The organism is Streptomyces sp. NPDC008121 (genome assembly GCF_042957155.1).
Lineage (GTDB): Bacteria > Actinomycetota > Actinomycetes > Streptomycetales > Streptomycetaceae > Streptomyces.
This window is the reverse complement of record NZ_JBIBHT010000002.1, coordinates 520,280-536,853: the sequence shown is the minus strand read 5'-3', so window position 1 is coordinate 536,853 and position 16,574 is coordinate 520,280. Positions and strand designations below refer to the sequence as shown.

Here is a 16,574-nt window from a genome sequence, read left to right as displayed (position 1 = left end):
CTCTCTTCCCTCGTCCGCTCCGCTGCGGCATCCTGCCGCCCATGAAGACGGAGCTGAGCCAAAAGCTGGGGATCGAGCACGCCATCTTCGGGTTCACGCCCTTCCCCGCGGTGGCCGCCGCCCTCACCAGAGCCGGCGGATTCGGCGTCCTCGGCGCGGTCCGCTACACCGCCCCCGACGAGCTCGCCCGCGACCTCGACTGGATGCAGGAGCACACCGACGGGCTGCCGTACGGCCTCGACGTCGTCATGCCGGCCAAGAAGGTCGAGGGGGTGAGCGAGGCGGAGGTGGAGGCGATGATCCCCGAGGGGCACCGGAAGTTCGTCCGTACGACCCTCGCCAAGCACGGCGTCCCCGAACTCGCCGAGGGCGAGGCCTCCGGGTGGCGCATCACCGGCTGGATGGAACAGGTCGCCCGCGACCAGCTCGACGTCGCCTTCGACTACCCCATCAAGCTCCTCGCCAACGCGCTCGGCTCCCCGCCCGCCGACGTCGTCGCCCGCGCCCACGACCGGGACGTCCTCGTCGCCGCCCTCGCCGGCAGCGCACGGCACGCCCGCCACCACGCCGACGCCGGGATCGACATCGTCGTCGCCCAGGGGTACGAGGCGGGCGGCCACACGGGCGAGATCGCCTCCATGGTCCTGACCCCCGAGGTCGTCGACGCCGTCTCCCCGCTGCCCGTCCTCGCCGCGGGCGGCATCGGCAGCGGCGAACAGATCGCCGCCGGCCTCGCCCTCGGCGCCCAGGGCGTCTGGCTCGGCTCGCTCTGGCTCACCACCACCGAGGCCGAACTCCACTCCCGAGCCCTGACCGCCAAGCTCCTCGCCGCCGGCTCAGGGGACACCGTCCGCTCCCGCGCGCTCACCGGCAAGCCCGCCCGCCAGCTGCGCACCGAATGGACCGACGCCTGGGACGACCCCGACGGGCCCGGCACCCTCCCCATGCCCCTCCAGGGCCTCCTCGTCGCCGAGGCCGTCTCCCGTATCCAGAAGTACGAGGTCGGCCCCCTGCTCGGCACACCCGTCGGGCAGATCGTCGGCCGGATGAACTCCGAACGGAGCGTCCAGCAGGTCTTCGACGAGCTCACCCGCGGCTTCGAGCGGGCCGTCGACCGCGTCAACCGCATCGCAGGACGGAGCGAGTGATGAGCCAGCCGCCCAACGGATTCTGGTCCCAGGCCGCCGCCGACCCCTCCCGTACCGTCCTGGTCGCACCGGACGGCACGGAGTGGACCGCCGGACGCCTCCACGCCGACGCCAACCGGCTCGTCCACGGACTGCGCGCGGCCGGCCTGGAGCGGGGCGACGCCTTCGCCGTGGTCCTCCCCAACGGCGTCGAGTTCCTCACCGCCCACCTCGCCGCCACCCAGGCCGGTTTCTACCTCGTCCCCGTCAACCACCACCTGGTGGGCCCGGAGATCGCCTGGATCGTCGCCGACTCCGGCGCCAAGGTGCTCATCGCCCACGAACGCTTCGCCTCCGCCGCGACCGCCGCCGCCGACGAGGCCGGACTGCCCGCCGGCCGCCGCCACGCGGTCGGCGCGATCCCCGGCTTCCGCCCGTACGGCGAGCTCCTCGCGGGCTTCCCCGCGACGGCGCCCGAGGACCGCACCCTCGGCTGGGTCATGAACTACACCTCCGGCACCACCGGCCGCCCCCGCGGCATCCGCCGCCCGCTGCCCGGCAAGCTCCCCGAGGAGACCCATCTCGGCGGCTTCCTCGGCATCTTCGGCATCCGGCCCTTCGACGGCAACACCCACCTCGTCTGCTCACCGCTCTACCACACCGCCGTCCTCCAGTTCGCCGCGGCGGCCCTGCACATCGGTCACCCCCTGGTCCTCATGGACAAGTGGACGCCGGAGGAGATGCTGCGGCTGATCGACACCCACCGCTGCACCCACACCCACATGGTCCCCACCCAGTTCCACCGCCTGCTCGCCCTCCCCGAGGAGGTGCGCGGCCGCTATGACGTCTCCTCCATGCGCCACGCTATCCACGGCGCCGCGCCCTGCCCCGAACACGTGAAACGGGACATGATCGACTGGTGGGGCGGCTGCGTCGAGGAGTACTACGCGGCGAGCGAGGGCGGCGGAGCCTTCGCCACCGCCGAGGAGTGGCTCAAGAAGCCGGGCACGGTCGGCAAGGCCTGGCCCATCAGCGAACTCGCCGTCTTCGACGACGACGGCAACCGCCTCCCCGCCGGCGAACTCGGCACCGTCTACATGAAGATGACCACCGGCGGATTCACCTACCACAAGGACGCGTCGAAGACCGCGAAGAGCCGCATCGGCGACTTCTTCACCGTCGGCGACCTCGGGGTCCTCGACGAGGACGGCTACCTCTTCCTCCGCGACCGCAAGATCGACATGATCATCTCGGGCGGGGTCAACATCTACCCGGCCGAGATCGAGGCCGCCCTCCTCGCCCACCCCGCGGTCGCCGACGCCGCCGCCTTCGGCATCCCGCACGCCGAGTGGGGCGAGGAGGTCAAGGCCGTCGTCGAGACGGCCGAAGGACACGAGCCCGGCGACGCCCTCGCCGCCGACATCCTCGACCACTGCGCCCGGCGGCTGGCCGGCTACAAACGCCCCAAATCCGTGGACTTCATCCTGTCGATGCCCCGCGACCCCAACGGCAAGCTCTACAAGCGACGGCTGCGCGAGCCGTACTGGGAGGGCCGCGACCGGTCGGTGTAGCGGGCGGACGAGCCGGGCCGGGCGGGTGAGCCGGGCCGGGCGGTCAGTCGGGCCGGGCGGGTGAGCCGGGCCGGGGCGTGCGCCCCGGCCCCCCGACCCTTATGGCCGGTGTGCACACCCTTTGTGGCAGTATGCTGATCATGAGTTCGAGCGCGGCAGGGCTGGCACGGCAGTGGACCACCTGGGGACCGGTCGTGGCGGCCGTCGCCCTCGGCCTCGCGTGGGGCAGGGACCTACCCGGCTTCGCCGTCGCGCTCATCGCGGTCTGCCTGATCGCCGCCGTCCTCGCGGCCGTGCACCACGCCGAGGTCGTCGCCCACCGCGTCGGCGAACCCTTCGGCTCGCTCGTCCTCGCGGTCGCCGTCACGGTCATCGAGGTCGGACTGATCGTCAGCCTCATGGTGGGCGGCGGCGAGAAGACCTCCACGTACGCCCGCGACACGGTCTTCGCGGCCGTCATGATCACCTGCAACGGCATCGTCGGCCTCTCCGTCCTCGTCGGCGCCCTGCGCAACCGCGTCGCCGTCTTCAACGCCGAGGGCTCCGGCGGCGCGCTCGCCACCGTCTGCACCCTCGCGACCATGACGCTGGTCCTGCCCTCGTTCACCACCAGCCACCCCGGCCCCGAGTTCTCCAGCGCCCAACTCGCCTTCGCCGCCGTCGCCTCCCTCTGCCTCTACGGCGTGTTCGTCGCCGTCCAGACCTTCCGGCACCGCGACTACTTCCTGCCCGTCACCCCCGACGGCCGGGAGGCCCCGCTGTCGGAGGACGACCACGCCGCACCGCCGACCGCCCGGCTGACCTGGATCAGCCTCGGCCTGCTGGTCCTCGCCCTGATCGCCGTCGTCGGCAACGCCAAGCTCGTCTCGCCGACCATCGAGGACGCCGTGCAGTCCGCGGGCCTGCCCAAGGCCGTCGTCGGCGTGGTCATCGCCCTGATGGTCCTGCTCCCCGAGACCCTCGCGGCGGTACGGGCGGCCCGCCGCGACCGGATGCAGACCAGCCTCAACCTCGCGTACGGCTCCGCCATCGCCAGCATCGGCCTGACGATCCCGGCGATCGCGCTCGCCTCGATCTGGCTGTCCGGCCCCCTGGTGCTCGGGCTCGGCCCGCTCCACATGGTGCTGCTGGTCCTCACCGCGGTGGTGAGCGCCCTGACCGTGGTGCCCGGCCGGGCCACGCTCCTCCAGGGCGGCGTCCACCTCTCCATCTTCGCCGCGTTCGTCTTCCTCTCGTTCAGCCCCTGACCTTGACCCGCCCCCCGCACCCGCCGAGGATCGCGCCATGGAACGACTCCTGAGCAGCACCGTCGACGGCGTCCTGCGGACGAGCGCGCGGCGCGTCCCCGAACGGACCGCCGTCCGGTACGCCGACCGCTCCTGGACCTACGCGGAGCTGGACGCGGCCGTGAGCACCGCCGCCGCCGTCCTGCGGGAGCGGTACGGCCTGGCGGAGTCCGCCCGCGTCGCGACCTACGGGCACAACTCCGACGCCTATCTGATCGCCTTCCTGGCCTGCTCGCGCGCCGGTCTGATCCACGTGCCCGTCAACCACCACCTCACCGGCGACGACCTGGCGTACATCCTGGAGCAGTCCGGGAGTTCCCTGGTCCTCGCCGATCCGGGGCTCGCCGGCCGGATCCCCGAGGGCTTCGCCGTGACGGCGCTCCGGGACACGGACGACTCCTTCCTCGCGGCCCTCGCCGAGCCGGACACGTACGACACGCAGCCGGTCACGGACGACGTCGGCCGCGACTCCCGCGCGTACGTCCAGCTCCTCTACACCTCGGGAACGACCGCCCTGCCGAAGGGCGCGACGATGACCCACCGCGCGCTGGTCCACGAGTACGCCAGCGCGATCGAGGCGCTGGACCTCCACGAGGACGACAAGCCCGTCCACGCGCTGCCGCTCTACCACTCCGCGCAGACGCACGTCTTCCTGCTGCCGTATCTGGCGGTCGGCGCCGAGAACACCCTCGTCGACGCACCCGATCCGGCGGTCCTCTTCGACCTGATCGAAGCCGGGCGCGCCGACAGCCTCTTCGCCCCGCCGACCGTCTGGATCGGCCTGGGCAACCACCCGGACTTCGCCGCCCGCGACCTCTCGGCCCTCCGCAAGGCGTACTACGGCGCCTCGATCATGCCCGTCCCCGTCCTGGAGCGGCTGCGGCAGCGACTGCCGGACCTGCGCTTCTACAACTGCTTCGGACAGAGCGAGATCGGGCCGCTCGCCACCGTGCTCGGCCCCGACGAGCACGAGGGGCGGATGGACTCCTGCGGCCGGCCCGTCCGCTTCGTCGAGGCCAAGGTCGTCGACGAGGACGGCAGGGACGTCCCCGACGGCACGCCCGGCGAGATCGTCTACCGCTCGCCGCAGCTGTGCGACGGCTACTGGGACCGGCCGCGGGAGACCGAGGAGGCCTTCCGTCACGGCTGGTTCCGCTCGGGTGACCTCGCCGTCCGGGACGCCGAGGGCTACTTCACGATCGTGGACCGGGTGAAGGACGTCATCAACTCCGGCGGCGTGCTGATCGCATCCCGGCAGGTCGAGGACGTCCTCTACACCCATCCGGACGTCGCGGAGGTCGCCGTCGTCGGGCTCCCCGACGAGCGGTGGATCGAGGCGGTGACGGCGATCGTCGTGCCGCGCGGCGGGGCCACCGAGGCGGAACTCCTCGACCACGCCCGCGCGAGGCTGCCCCACTTCAAGGCGCCCAAGAAGGTCGTCTTCGTGGACGAGCTGCCGCGCAACGCGAGCGGGAAGATCCTGAAGCGGGAGCTACGGGACCGCTTCGCGGCGTCCTGAGGCCGCGGGGGTCGCCCGGGACCGCACCCGCGTCGCCTTCCCGGCGGGCCCGGCGCCCGCCCGGGCCGGCTTCCCCTCCTGACGCTCCGGCGCCCGACCAGGCCGGCGCCTCCTCCTGACGCTGCTCAGGCGCCCGCCCCGGCCCGGTGCCCCTGTGGCCGGTCAGGCGCCCGACCCCCGCGTCGCCGTGGTCAGCGCTCGTCGCGCAGGTCCACGATCCGCTTGATCTTGCCCACGGACCGCTCCAGCGTCTCGGGGTCGACCACCTCGACCCCGACCGACACCCCGATCCCGTCCTTGACCGCCTGCGCGATCGACCGGGCCGCCTCCGAGCGCTGCTCGGGCGTCGCCTCCGGGCGCGCCTCGGCCCGTACGGTCAGGGCGTCGAGCCGCCCTTCGCGGGTCAGCCGCAGCTGGAAGTGCGGGGCGACCCCCGCCGTCCGCAGCACGATCTCCTCGACCTGGGTGGGGAAGAGGTTCACTCCGCGCAGGATCACCATGTCGTCGCTGCGGCCGGTCACCTTCTCCATCCGCCGGAACACCCGCGCCGTGCCCGGCAGCAGCCGGGTCAGGTCCCGCGTGCGGTAGCGGACGACGGGCATGGCCTCCTTGGTGAGCGAGGTGAACACCAGCTCGCCCTCCTCCCCGTCCGGCAGCACCTCACCCGTGACCGGGTCCACGATCTCGGGGTAGAAGTGGTCCTCCCAGATGTGCAGACCGTCCTTGGTCTCCACGCACTCCTGCGCCACCCCCGGGCCCATGACCTCCGAGAGTCCGTAGATGTCCACGGCGTCGATGGCGAACCGTTCCTCGATCTCCCGCCGCATGGCCTCCGTCCACGGCTCCGCGCCGAATATCCCCACCTTGAGCGAGGTGGTGCGGGGGTCGACGCCCTGGCGCTCGAACTCGTCGAGCAGCGTGAGCATGTACGAGGGCGTGACCATGATGATCTCGGGCTCGAAGTCCTGGATCAGCTGGACCTGGCGGGCCGTCATGCCGCCGGACGCGGGGATGACCGTACAGCCGAGGCGCTCCGCGCCGTAGTGCGCGCCGAGCCCCCCGGTGAAGAGGCCGTAGCCGTACGCCACGTGGACCCGGTGGCCGGGGCGTCCGCCGGCCGCGCGGATCGAGCGGGCGACGACGTCCGCCCAGGTGTCGAGGTCGCGGTCGGTGTAGCCGACGACCGTCGGCCGGCCGGTGGTCCCGCTGGAGGCGTGGATCCGTCGGACGCGGGAGCGGTCGACGGCGAACATGCCGAAGGGGTACTGCACGCGCAGATCGGTCTTGGCGGTGAAGGGGAAGCGGGCGAGGTCGGCGAGCGAGCGGCAGCCCTCGGGGCGCACTCCGGCCTTGTCGAAGGAGCGGCGGTAGAAGTCCACGTTCTCGTACGCGTGCCGCAGGGTGGAGCGCAGCCGCTCCAGCTGCAGGGTCTCCAGCTCCGCGCGCCCGAGCCGCTCGCCGCTGTCCCACAGGTCCGTCATGCGCCGTACTCCCGTCCCGCCGTCCGTCCCGCCGTCCGCCACCCACGTAAATCGGGCGACCGATCATTCGGTTGATCCGTTCGGTTCAGTAAATCCGCCGGGACCCGGTCCTTGGCAAGGGGGCGGGCGCGGTTTTCCGGATTCGGGCGCGTGCGGGGGTCCGCGGGGAAGGTCGTGTCGGCAGAGGGGCCGGGATCACGCGATGGAGTGTGTTTGACCGCATCCGTGCGATTTCGTGCGACAGCGGGGGAGGGGACAGGGAGAGCACCGGACCCGCACCCGCACCCTCGAAGGCCGCCCCATGACCACGACCGTCATCCCCCAGCCCACCGACGCCCCCCAGGTCCACTTCTGGGCCGTGCCCGACCTCACCGGTCTCGACTTCGATCCCCTGCTCGCTCGGCTGCTCCACGAGGACCCGGTCACCCGCGTCCGGCTTCCCCACGGCGAGGGCCACGCCTGGCTGGTCACCCGCCACGAGGACGTGAAGTTCGTCTCCGTCGACCCCCGCTTCAGCCGGCAGGCCGTCTGGGGACGCCAGGTGACCCGGCTCGCCCCCCACTTCATCCCCATGGACGGTGCCGTCGGCTTCGCCGACCCGCCCGACCACACCCGGATGCGCCGCGTCGTCGCCCGCGCCTTCAGCGCCCGCGCCCTGGGGTCCCTGCGGGACCACGCCCAGGCCACCATGGACCGCCTCCTCGACGAGGTGGAGCGACACGGCGCCCCCGCCGACCTCATGGCGATGGTCAACCGCCCCTTCCCGCTCGCCATGGTCAGCGAACTGATGGGCGTGCCCGAGGACGAGCAGCCCCTGACGGCCCACTGGTCCGACACGATCATCTCCGCCGCGGCCGGCCGCGAGGCCAGCGAGCAGGCCAAGGACGAGATGGGGAAGTACTTCACCGACCTCATCGCCCGCAGCCACGGCACGGGCGAAGAGACGCTCGTCGCCGTCCTCGCGGACGCCGTGGACGACACCACCCTCGAGGAGCACGAGGCCGTCGGCCTCGCCGTCCTCATCCAGATCGGCGGCGCGCACGCCGTGCGCAACAACAGCGCCAACATGGTCTACGCCCTCCTCACCCACCCCGAGCACCTCGCCCGGCTGCGGGCCGAACCCGCTCTGCTGCCCCGCGCCGTCGACGAACTGCTGCGGTACATCCCGCACCGCAACGCCGTCGGACTCTCCCGGATCGCCATGGAGGACGTGGAGGTCGGCGGCGTCCTCATCCCGCGCGGCGACCCCGTCTACGTCTCCTACCTGACGGCCAACCGCGACCCGGAGGTCTTCCCCGACCCCGAGCGCCTGGACTTCGACCGCGACCCCAACCCCCACGTCGCCTTCGGTCACGGACCCCATTACTGCCCGGGCTCCGCCCTCGCCCGCATCGAGTCCGAGATCCTGCTCGACTCGCTCTGGACGCGCTTCCCCGGGCTCCGCCTCGCCGTGCCGGAGGACGAGATCCCGTGGCAGCGCGGTGCCCTGATCCGGGGTCCCGAGACCCTTCCGGTCACATGGTGACCCGGTCGGCCCGCCCGGCCCGGCCGCACGGCGACAGGACGGCCACGAGAGGACGTACGGCGCGATGACGGCGATCCGGACACGCGACGGGCTCGTGGTGCCGCCCGGCCACGGCAGGACCCTCACCACCGCGGCGCAGCGGGTCACCTTCAAGGTCACCGGCGAGCACAGCGCGACCGCCTCCACCTTCGAGGTCGAGGTCCCGCCCGGCTTCGACGTCGGCGCCCACACCCACGGCCACAGCGAGGAGCTGTTCTACGTCCTCGAAGGCGAGCTGGACGTCCTCGCCTTCGAGCCCCTGGTGCGCACCCCCGACCGCTGGCGGGACTGGGAGTCCGCCGCCGGCGACCGGGTCGTCCGGGCCACGCCCGGCACCCTCATCCTCGTCCCGCCGGGCTGCCCGCACGCCTTCGCCAACCCGACGGGAGACCCGGCGAGGATGCTGTTCCAGGCGTCCCCGCCACCGGACCACGAGAGGTACTTCGAGGAGCTGCTGGACATCCTCGGCTCGGGCGGAGACGTCGACCACGCGGCGGTGGAGGCACTGCGCCGCCGCTACGACATCGAACAGCTCACCCCCCTGCGCCACGCCCATGACGTGACGCCGACGGACTGAGCGGGGGGGGGGGGGCTACCGCAACACGACCTAGCAGCGGCCCGCCCAGTGCGAGGGGCGCTCGAAGCCCTCGGGGAGGAGCGTGGCCGCGTCGCCGCGGGCGGCGTTCAGCTGGGGCTGGGTCAGGAAGAGCGCGCCGGTCAGGTCCGCGCCGGAGAGGTCGGCGTCCCGCAGGTCGGCACCGATCAGGTCCGCGAGGGAGAGGTCGGCGCCGCTCAGGTCGGCGGCGATCAGCAGCGCCCCGCGCAGATCCGCGCCCCGCAGCTTCGCCCCGCGGAGCCGGGCGCCGATCAGGTCGGCGCCCCGCCGGTTCTTCGGCTTGCCGCCGGCCGTGGCCCGGACCAGCGCGCCGGCCTTCAGCAGCAGCGGGTTCACCTCGGCGCGGACGCCGGCCACGTCCAACTTCTCCAGCGCGTCCGCGGAGCCCTCGGTAAGCCCCTCCACCCGGGCCAGCAGGCTCCGCGCCTCGGCGTGCAAGGGGCGGGCGGCGGGCCGTGCGAGGACCTCGGTGAGATAGCGCAGCAGTTCGTGGAGCTGCCGCATCACGGGAAAGACCTCGTACATCTGCCCCGCCGTCTCCGGCGCCTCTCGCCAGGAGACGCCGCCGAAGGTGACCTGGGAGACCTTCTGGCCGGCGCCGAAGCAGTCGTACACCGTGCAGCCCGAGAAGCCGCTCGGCCGCAGCCTGGTGTGGATCCCGCAGCGGAAGTCGTCCCCCAGGTTCCGGCACGGATCGCCGGGCGCCTTGTCCACCGCGAAGTCCGCCGACCGGGCGAAGGGAAGCGCCACACAGCACAGCCCGAAGCAGTTCGCGCAGTCACCGCGCAGGGTCTCGGGCATGGTGGTGCGCTTCCTTCTTACGGGGGGCCGGACGTCCACACGGGCACGCGGCCCCGCCGGACGGACATCCCACCGTATCGCGCCCCGCCGGAGCGGGCCTCACCCCCGGGCCCGCGAGCTGCGCCGCCCCCGCCCCCCTCAGCTCTTCGCGTCCTCGGCCGTCGCCACCGATCGGGCCCAGCGGTAGTCCGCCTTGCCGCTCGGGGAGCGCTGAATGATGTCGGTGATCACCAGCTGCCGGGGGATCTTGTAGCCGGCCAGCCGGGTGCGGCAGTGCGACTGGACCGCGTCCAGGTCGAGCCGCTCCGCCCCGGCGCGCAGTTGGACCACCGCGGCCACGCGGTTGCCCCACGTCGCGTCCGGCACGCCCGCGACGAGGGCGTCGTAGACGTCCGGGTGGGACTTGAGCGCCTGCTCGACCTCTTCCGGATAGACCTTCTCGCCGCCGGTGTTGATGCACTGCGAGCCCCGGCCGAGGACGGTCACGATGCCCTCCTCGTCCACGGTCGCCATGTCCCCCAGGAGGACCCAGCGTTCGTCGCCCTTCCGGAAGAAGGTCTCCGCCGTCTTCGCCGGGTCGTTGTAGTAGCCGAGCGGCACGTGCCCCCGCTGGGCCAGGCGCCCGATCCCGCCCACCGGCACCGGCTCGTAGGTGGCCGGGTCCACCACCCGGGTGCGCTCGTTGACCTCCAGTCGGAAGCCCTTCTCCGGGCCGGAGTCGTCCGTCGCCTTGCCGTTGGAGCCGGACTCGGAGGAGCCGAAGTTGTTCAGGAGCAGCACGTTCGGCACCAGCTCCTGGAACTGCGCCCGCACCGTGTCCGACATGATCGCCCCGGACGAGGAGACGCTGAACAGCGACGAGAGGTCCGTGCCCTTCAGCGGCCCGTGCAGCGCGTCCACGAGCGGCCGGAGCATCGCGTCGCCCACCAGGGACACGCTGGAGACCTTCTCCTTCTCGATCGTGCGGAGCACTTCCTCGGGGACGTACTTGCGGTGGACGACGAGCCGCTGGCCGTAGTTGAAGGCGACGAACGAGGTCAGCGTCGACGTTCCGTGCATCAGCGGGGGAGTCGGGAAGAAGGTCAGTCCGGAGCCGCGCGCCGCCACCCGCTCGGCCAGCTCCTCGGGTCGCTTCACCGGCTCGCCCGCCGGTTCGCCGCCGAAGAGACCCGCGAAGAAGAGGTCCTCCTGGCGCCACATGACCCCCTTCGGCATCCCGGTCGTCCCACCGGTGTAGATGATGAAGAGGTCGTCGCCCGACCGCTCGGGAAAGCCCCGCTCCGGAGATCCCGCCGCCTCGGCGTCGGTGAAGGCCGTGCACCGCAGGGCCGGGGCCGCCGCCTCGTCCTCGGGCCGGGTCCCCACCCGCACGAGGTGCCGCAGCTTCTCCGTCCGCGGCAGCGCGGCGGCGACCCGCCCGGTGAACTCCGCGTCGAAGACGAGCGCGGCCAGATCGGCGTCCCGGTAGAGATAGACCAGCTCCTCCTCCACGTAGCGGTAGTTGACGTTGACCGGGACGATCCGCGCCTTGAGGCAGGCCAGCACCGTCTGCAGGTACTCGACCCCGTTGTAGAGGTGCAGACCCAGGTGCTCGCCCGGCCGGATGCCGGAGTCGAGCAGATGGTGCGCGACGCGGTTGGCGGCCGCGTCGAGCTGCGCGTAGGTGAGCCGGCGCTCGGAGCCGGTGCCGGGGTGGTCGACGTAGACGAGCGCCTCGCGGTCCGGGACCACGTCGACGACCGACTCGAACAGGTCGGCAAGGTTGTACTCCACCGTTCCTCCTGACCCCGCTGATCGTCACGGCCGGAACCGACCCGGGCGGTCATTAGAGCGCCGACCGGCGGAGGGCGGAAGGGGTCCCGCAGAAGAAACTGACTGACTGTCAGAAAACTATTGAACTGGGCCCCCTCCTACTGCAACCTGTTCTAGGGCGTGCTTCGGAAGTAGCGTCGTCCGCCCGCAGGGCGGGGCCGGGGGCGTCTGGTGCGTGCGATCGCAAGGCGGAGGAAGGAGAGCGCAGCGGGCTGCGCCGACGACCGACAACGCAGCGAGCGCGCGTGCCAGGCGTTCCCGGCCAGACGGGACTTTCGAAACACGCCCTAGGTCTGGAGACGGGAGACGTCATGGGTGGGACCGAACACCTCACCGTGCGGCGCGAAGGCGCCACACTCGTGCTCACACTCGACCGGCCGGAGGCCAAGAACGCGCTCTCACTTCCCATGCTGGTCGGGCTGTACGACGGCTGGCTGGAGGCCGACGCCGACGACAGCATCCGCTCCGTCGTCCTGACCGGCTCCGGGGGAGCGTTCTGCGCCGGCATGGACCTCAAGGCGCTCGCCGGGAAAGGCATGGAAGGCGAGCAGTACCGGGACCGGATGAAGGCCGACCCCGACCTGCACTGGAAGGCGATGCTGCGCCACCACCGCCCCCGCAAACCGGTGATCGCCGCCGTCGAGGGCCACTGCGTGGCAGGCGGCACGGAGATCCTCCAGGGCACCGACATCCGGGTCGCCGGCGCCTCCGCCACCTTCGGCCTCTTCGAGGTGCGGCGCGGACTCTTCCCCATCGGCGGGTCCACCGTCCGGCTGCCCCGCCAGATCCCCCGCACCCACGCCCTGGAAATGCTGCTGACCGGCCGCCCCTACAGCGCCGAGGAAGCCGCCCGGATCGGCCTGGTCGGCCGGGTCGTCCCCGACGGCCGGGCCTTGGAGACCGCTCTCGACATCGCCGAGCGGATCAACGCCTGCGGCCCCCTCGCCGTCGAGGCCGTCAAGGCGTCGGTCTACGAGACGGCCGAGATGACCGAGACCGAAGGACTCGCGGCCGAACTCCGGCGGGGCTGGCCGGTCTTCGAGACGGCGGACGCGAAGGAAGGCGCCCGCGCCTTCGCCGAGAAGCGCGATCCGGTGTACCGCCGCGAGTGACCGGCGGGACCCGAGCAGCGGCCGCTGCCCCGCGGCACCGCCCACCTCACGGAAGGAACCCCGATCCATGACCGCCGCCCCCGCACCGGACATCCTCCGCGCACCCCTCGTCGTCGAGTTCCCCTTCACCCGCTCCCTCGGGCCGGTCCAGTCCGCCTTCCTGACCGGGCTGCGCGAGCGGACCGTGCTCGGGGTGCGGGCCGGTGACGGTCGCGTGCTGGTTCCGCCCGTCGAGTACGACCCCGTGACCGCCGCCGAACTGCGCGCTCTCGTCGAGGTCGCCCCCACCGGGACCGTCACCACCTGGGCCTGGAACCACGAACCGAGCCGCGGACAGCCGCTGACGACTCCCTTCGCCTGGGTCCTCGTCCGCCTCGACGGCGCCGACACCGCCCTGCTGCACGCCCTGGACGCACCCGGCCCCGAGGCCGTCCACACCGGCATGCGGGTCCGGATCCGCTGGGCGGAGGACCGGCACGGCGCCATCACCGACATCGCCTGCTTCGAACCGTGCGCGGACGACACCACGCAAGCCGATCGCCGCGGCACCGCAGCCGGCCACTCGGCCACCGAAGCCGGCCGCCCCGGCACCGAAGCCGACCGCCCCGCCACCGCAGTCCGTGACCACGACGGGCATTTCCCCGACCCCGTCACCGGCATCGTCGCCCCCGCCCGACTGGACTACACGTACAGCCCCGGACGCGCCCAGACCGGCTACCTCCACGCCCTCACCGAACGCAGGACCGTCGGCGAACGCTGCCCCTCCTGCACCAAGGTCTACGTCCCGCCCCGCGGCGCCTGCCCCACCTGCGGCGTCGCCACCACCGACCGGACCGAGGTCGGCCCGCGCGGCACCGTCACCACCTTCTGCATCGTCAACATCAAGGCGAAGAACCTCGACATCGAAGTCCCCTACGTCTACGCCCACATCGCCCTCGACGGCGCCGGGCTCGCCCTGCACGGCCGGATCGGCGGCATCCCCTACGACCAGGTCCGCATGGGCCTGCGCGTCGAGCCCGTCTGGAGCGACGACAGCCGCTACCCCGACCACTACCGCCCCTGCGGCGAACCCGACGCCGACTACGAGACGTACAAGGAGCTGCTGTGAGCGCCGAGCGAGCCACGCCCGAGCGGCAGGTGGCGATCGTCGCCTTCGCCCAGACCGACCACCGGCGGCACACGGACGAACTCTCCGAGGTCGAGATGGTCATGCCCGTCCTCCACGACGTGCTGCGCCAGACCGGCCTGACGACCGCCGACATCGGCTTCACCTGCTCCGGCTCCTCCGACTACCTCGCCGGACGCGCCTTCTCCTTCACCATGGCCCTCGACGGCGTCGGCGCCTGGCCGCCGATCTCCGAGTCCCACGTCGAGACGGACGGCGCCTGGGCCCTCTACGAGGCCTGGGTGAAGCTCCTGACCGGCGAGGCCGACACCGCGCTCGTCTACGCCTACGGCAAGTCCTCGGCCGGCAACGTACGCGAGGTCCTGACCCGCCAGCTCGACCCCTACTACCTCGCCCCCCTCTGGCCCGACTCCGTCGCCCTCGCCGCCCTCCAGGCCCAGGCGCTCATCGACGCCGGCGACACCGACGAACCGGCCCTCGCGGGCATCGCCGCCCGCAACCGCCAGGACGCGGCCGCCAACCCGCACGCCCAACTGCCCGGCGCCCGCCCCCAGGGCGACTACCTCGTCCGGCCCCTGCGCACCGGCGACTGCCCGCCCGTCGGCGACGGCGCCGCCGCCGTGATCCTGGCCGCCGGGGACCGGGCCCGCGAACTGTGCGCCCGCCCCGCCTGGATCCGCGGCATGGACCACCGCATCGAGGCCCACTCCCTCGGCGTACGCGACCTGACCGACTCGCCCTCCACCCGACTGGCCGCCGAACGCGCCGGAGCCTTCGAACGGCCCGTCGACACCGCCGAACTCCACGCGCCCTTCAGCGCGCAGGAGGTCGTCCTGCGCAAGGCCCTCGACCTCGACGAGAGCGTCAGGGTCAACCCGTCCGGCGGGGCCCTCGCCGCCAACCCGGTCATGGCCGCCGGACTCGTCCGCCTGGGCGAGGCCGCCGCCCGCATCCACCGCGGCGCCTCCGACCGCGCCCTCGCCCACGCCACCTCCGGCCCCTGCCTGCAGCAGAACCTGGTCGCCGTCCTGGAAGGGGAATCACGTGCCTAAGGAGCCCGTGGCCGTCGTCGGGATCGGCCAGACCAAACACGTCGCCGCCCGCCGCGACGTCTCGATCGCCGGACTCGTTCGCGAAGCCGCCGTCCGCGCCCTGGAGGACGCCGGGCTGACCTGGGCGGACGTCGACGCCGTGGTCATCGGCAAGGCCCCCGACTTCTTCGAGGGCGTGATGATGCCGGAGCTGTACCTCGCCGACGCCCTCGGCGCCGTCGGCAAGCCCATGCTCCGCGTCCACACCGCCGGCTCGGTCGGCGGCTCCACCGCCCTCGTCGCCGCGAACCTCGTGGCCGCCCGGGTCCACCGCACGGTCCTCACCCTCGCCTTCGAGAAACAGTCCGAGTCCAACGCCATGTGGGGCCTGTCCCTGCCCGTCCCCTTCCAGCAGCCGCTGCTCGCCGGCGCCGGCGGATTCTTCGCCCCGCACGTGCGCGCCTACATGCGCCGCACCGGCGCGCCGGACACCGTCGGCTCCCTCGTCGCGTACAAGGACCGCCGCAACGCGCTGAAGAACCCCTACGCCCACCTCCACGAACACGACATCACCCTGGAGAAGGTCCAGGCCTCCCCGATGCTCTGGGACCCGATCCGCTACTCCGAGACCTGCCCGTCCTCCGACGGCGCCTGCGCGATGATCCTCACCGACCGGGCCGGCGCCGAGCGCGCGCCCCATCCGCCCGCCTGGGTCCACGGCGGCGCGATGCGCAGCGAACCCACCCTCTTCGCCGGCAAGGACTTCGTCTCGCCGCGGGCGGGCCGGGACTGCGCCGCCGACGTCTACCGGCAGGCGGGCGTCACCGACCCGCGCCGGGAGATCGACGCGGTCGAGATGTACGTCCCCTTCTCCTGGTACGAGCCGATGTGGCTGGAGAACCTGGGCTTCGCGGAGGAGGGCGAGGGCTGGAAGCTCACCGAGGCCGGCGTCACCGAGCTCGACGGGGACCTGCCCGTGAACCCCTCCGGCGGAGTCCTCTCCACCAACCCGATCGGCGCCTCGGGCATGATCCGCTTCGCCGAGGCCGCGCTGCAGGTCCGGGGGCAGGCGGGAGAGCACCAGGTGGAAGGCGCGCGCAGGGCGCTCGGACACGCGTACGGAGGGGGCGCGCAGTTCTTCTCGATGTGGCTCGTGGGGGACCGGCCGCCGGCCTCCTGAGGTCTGTCGGGCGCCCGTACCGCTCGCTACGCTGAGGCCGGACGACGACGCGGGATGCGGGAGGAGCACGGACGTGACGGACAGCACCACCACCACCCAGCACGCCTTCGCGGCCTGGGACAAGCCGGAACTCGACCTCAGCAACGCCGACTGGCGCTCGGGGAGCCAGGGCGCGGGAGACGTCCAGATCGCCTTCGTCGAAGGCTTCATCGCGATGCGCAACGGCGGACGGCCCGAAGCTCCGTCGCTGATCTTCAGCCCGGCGGAGTGGCGGGCGTTCGTGGGCAACGCGCGCGACGGCGAGTTCGACCTGACGTGACGCGCCGTCACGTCTGCGGGAGGTCCCGC

Annotated in this window: 14 protein-coding genes; 11 read left to right on the top strand and 3 right to left on the bottom strand. The window is 72.6% G+C overall.

The features are described 5' to 3' along the window. Positions 1–41 precede the first annotated feature (41 nt). The 4 genes from ACFZBD_RS07945 to ACFZBD_RS07930 all read left to right on the top strand — a co-directional run bounded on the left by ACFZBD_RS07945 (position 42) and on the right by ACFZBD_RS07930 (position 5,503). Entirely contained in the window at positions 42–1,148 is a 1,107-nt protein-coding gene (locus ACFZBD_RS07945) for a nitronate monooxygenase (RefSeq protein WP_391137299.1), read from the top strand. Beyond that, positions 1,148–2,698, top strand: a complete 1,551-nt coding sequence (locus ACFZBD_RS07940) for an AMP-binding protein (RefSeq protein ID WP_391137296.1) — start codon at positions 1,148–1,150, stop codon at positions 2,696–2,698. The genes ACFZBD_RS07945 and ACFZBD_RS07940 overlap by 1 nt, the downstream gene beginning before the upstream one ends. Before the next feature lie 140 nt (positions 2,699–2,838). After that, complete coding sequence (locus tag ACFZBD_RS07935) at positions 2,839–3,945, top strand: calcium:proton antiporter (protein ID WP_391137293.1); 1,107 nt, start codon at positions 2,839–2,841, stop codon at positions 3,943–3,945. 37 nt (positions 3,946–3,982) lie between these two features. After that, the gene (locus ACFZBD_RS07930) at positions 3,983–5,503 is read left to right on the top strand and encodes a fatty acyl-CoA synthetase (RefSeq protein WP_391137290.1); all 1,521 of its coding nucleotides are present in this window, start codon (positions 3,983–3,985) and stop codon (positions 5,501–5,503) included. 191 nt (positions 5,504–5,694) lie between these two features. Here ACFZBD_RS07930 and paaK read toward each other — a convergent pair whose 3' ends face one another. Then, positions 5,695–6,984, bottom strand: a complete 1,290-nt coding sequence (gene paaK, locus ACFZBD_RS07925; protein WP_391137287.1) for a phenylacetate--CoA ligase PaaK — start codon at positions 6,982–6,984, stop codon at positions 5,695–5,697. Positions 6,985–7,285: 301 nt separating this feature from the next. Here paaK and ACFZBD_RS07920 point away from each other — a divergent pair, with 301 nt between their 5' ends. Together ACFZBD_RS07920 and ACFZBD_RS07915 are read left to right on the top strand one after the other, a co-directional pair. Continuing rightward, positions 7,286–8,509, top strand: coding sequence for a cytochrome P450 (locus tag ACFZBD_RS07920; RefSeq protein WP_391137284.1), 1,224 nt, complete (start codon positions 7,286–7,288; stop codon positions 8,507–8,509). 64 nt (positions 8,510–8,573) lie between these two features. Further along, complete coding sequence (locus ACFZBD_RS07915) at positions 8,574–9,125, top strand: cupin domain-containing protein (RefSeq protein WP_391137281.1); 552 nt, start codon at positions 8,574–8,576, stop codon at positions 9,123–9,125. 30 nt (positions 9,126–9,155) lie between these two features. On the opposite strand, the gene ACFZBD_RS07910 is transcribed toward ACFZBD_RS07915, so the two are convergent. Further along, positions 9,156–9,965 (bottom strand): pentapeptide repeat-containing protein, encoded by an 810-nt coding sequence (locus ACFZBD_RS07910; RefSeq protein WP_391137278.1) that lies wholly within the window; start codon positions 9,963–9,965, stop codon positions 9,156–9,158. 138 nt (positions 9,966–10,103) lie between these two features. Further along, the gene (locus tag ACFZBD_RS07905) at positions 10,104–11,738 is read right to left on the bottom strand and encodes an AMP-binding protein (RefSeq protein WP_391137276.1); all 1,635 of its coding nucleotides are present in this window, start codon (positions 11,736–11,738) and stop codon (positions 10,104–10,106) included. 350 nt (positions 11,739–12,088) lie between these two features. Between ACFZBD_RS07905 and ACFZBD_RS07900 the strand changes: the two genes are divergently transcribed. From ACFZBD_RS07900 to ACFZBD_RS07880, 5 genes are all read left to right on the top strand, one after another. Then, entirely contained in the window at positions 12,089–12,889 is an 801-nt protein-coding gene (locus ACFZBD_RS07900; protein ID WP_391137273.1) for a crotonase/enoyl-CoA hydratase family protein, read from the top strand. Between the two features lie 67 nt (positions 12,890–12,956). Further along, positions 12,957–13,997, top strand: a complete 1,041-nt coding sequence (locus tag ACFZBD_RS07895; RefSeq protein ID WP_391137270.1) for an OB-fold domain-containing protein — start codon at positions 12,957–12,959, stop codon at positions 13,995–13,997. Next, positions 13,994–15,067, top strand: a complete 1,074-nt coding sequence (locus tag ACFZBD_RS07890) for a thiolase domain-containing protein (RefSeq protein WP_391137267.1) — start codon at positions 13,994–13,996, stop codon at positions 15,065–15,067. Before ACFZBD_RS07895 ends, ACFZBD_RS07890 begins: the two co-directional genes overlap by 4 nt. Next, positions 15,060–16,226, top strand: a complete 1,167-nt coding sequence (locus ACFZBD_RS07885) for a thiolase domain-containing protein (protein ID WP_391137264.1) — start codon at positions 15,060–15,062, stop codon at positions 16,224–16,226. Before ACFZBD_RS07890 ends, ACFZBD_RS07885 begins: the two co-directional genes overlap by 8 nt. A gap of 73 nt (positions 16,227–16,299) precedes the next feature. Next, complete coding sequence (locus tag ACFZBD_RS07880; RefSeq protein ID WP_391137261.1) at positions 16,300–16,545, top strand: DUF397 domain-containing protein; 246 nt, start codon at positions 16,300–16,302, stop codon at positions 16,543–16,545. The last annotated feature ends 29 nt before the right edge of the window (positions 16,546–16,574 follow it).

Coding starts and splice junctions, on each gene's coding strand:
- ACFZBD_RS07945 (WP_391137299.1), top strand. CDS start 42: ATGAAGACGGAGCTGAGCCAAAAGCTGGGGATCGAGCACGCCATCTTC.
- ACFZBD_RS07940 (WP_391137296.1), top strand. CDS start 1,148: ATGAGCCAGCCGCCCAACGGATTCTGGTCCCAGGCCGCCGCCGACCCC.
- ACFZBD_RS07935 (WP_391137293.1), top strand. CDS start 2,839: ATGAGTTCGAGCGCGGCAGGGCTGGCACGGCAGTGGACCACCTGGGGA.
- ACFZBD_RS07930 (WP_391137290.1), top strand. CDS start 3,983: ATGGAACGACTCCTGAGCAGCACCGTCGACGGCGTCCTGCGGACGAGC.
- paaK (WP_391137287.1), bottom strand. CDS start 6,984: ATGACGGACCTGTGGGACAGCGGCGAGCGGCTCGGGCGCGCGGAGCTG.
- ACFZBD_RS07920 (WP_391137284.1), top strand. CDS start 7,286: ATGACCACGACCGTCATCCCCCAGCCCACCGACGCCCCCCAGGTCCAC.
- ACFZBD_RS07915 (WP_391137281.1), top strand. CDS start 8,574: ATGACGGCGATCCGGACACGCGACGGGCTCGTGGTGCCGCCCGGCCAC.
- ACFZBD_RS07910 (WP_391137278.1), bottom strand. CDS start 9,965: ATGCCCGAGACCCTGCGCGGTGACTGCGCGAACTGCTTCGGGCTGTGC.
- ACFZBD_RS07900 (WP_391137273.1), top strand. CDS start 12,089: ATGGGTGGGACCGAACACCTCACCGTGCGGCGCGAAGGCGCCACACTC.
- ACFZBD_RS07895 (WP_391137270.1), top strand. CDS start 12,957: ATGACCGCCGCCCCCGCACCGGACATCCTCCGCGCACCCCTCGTCGTC.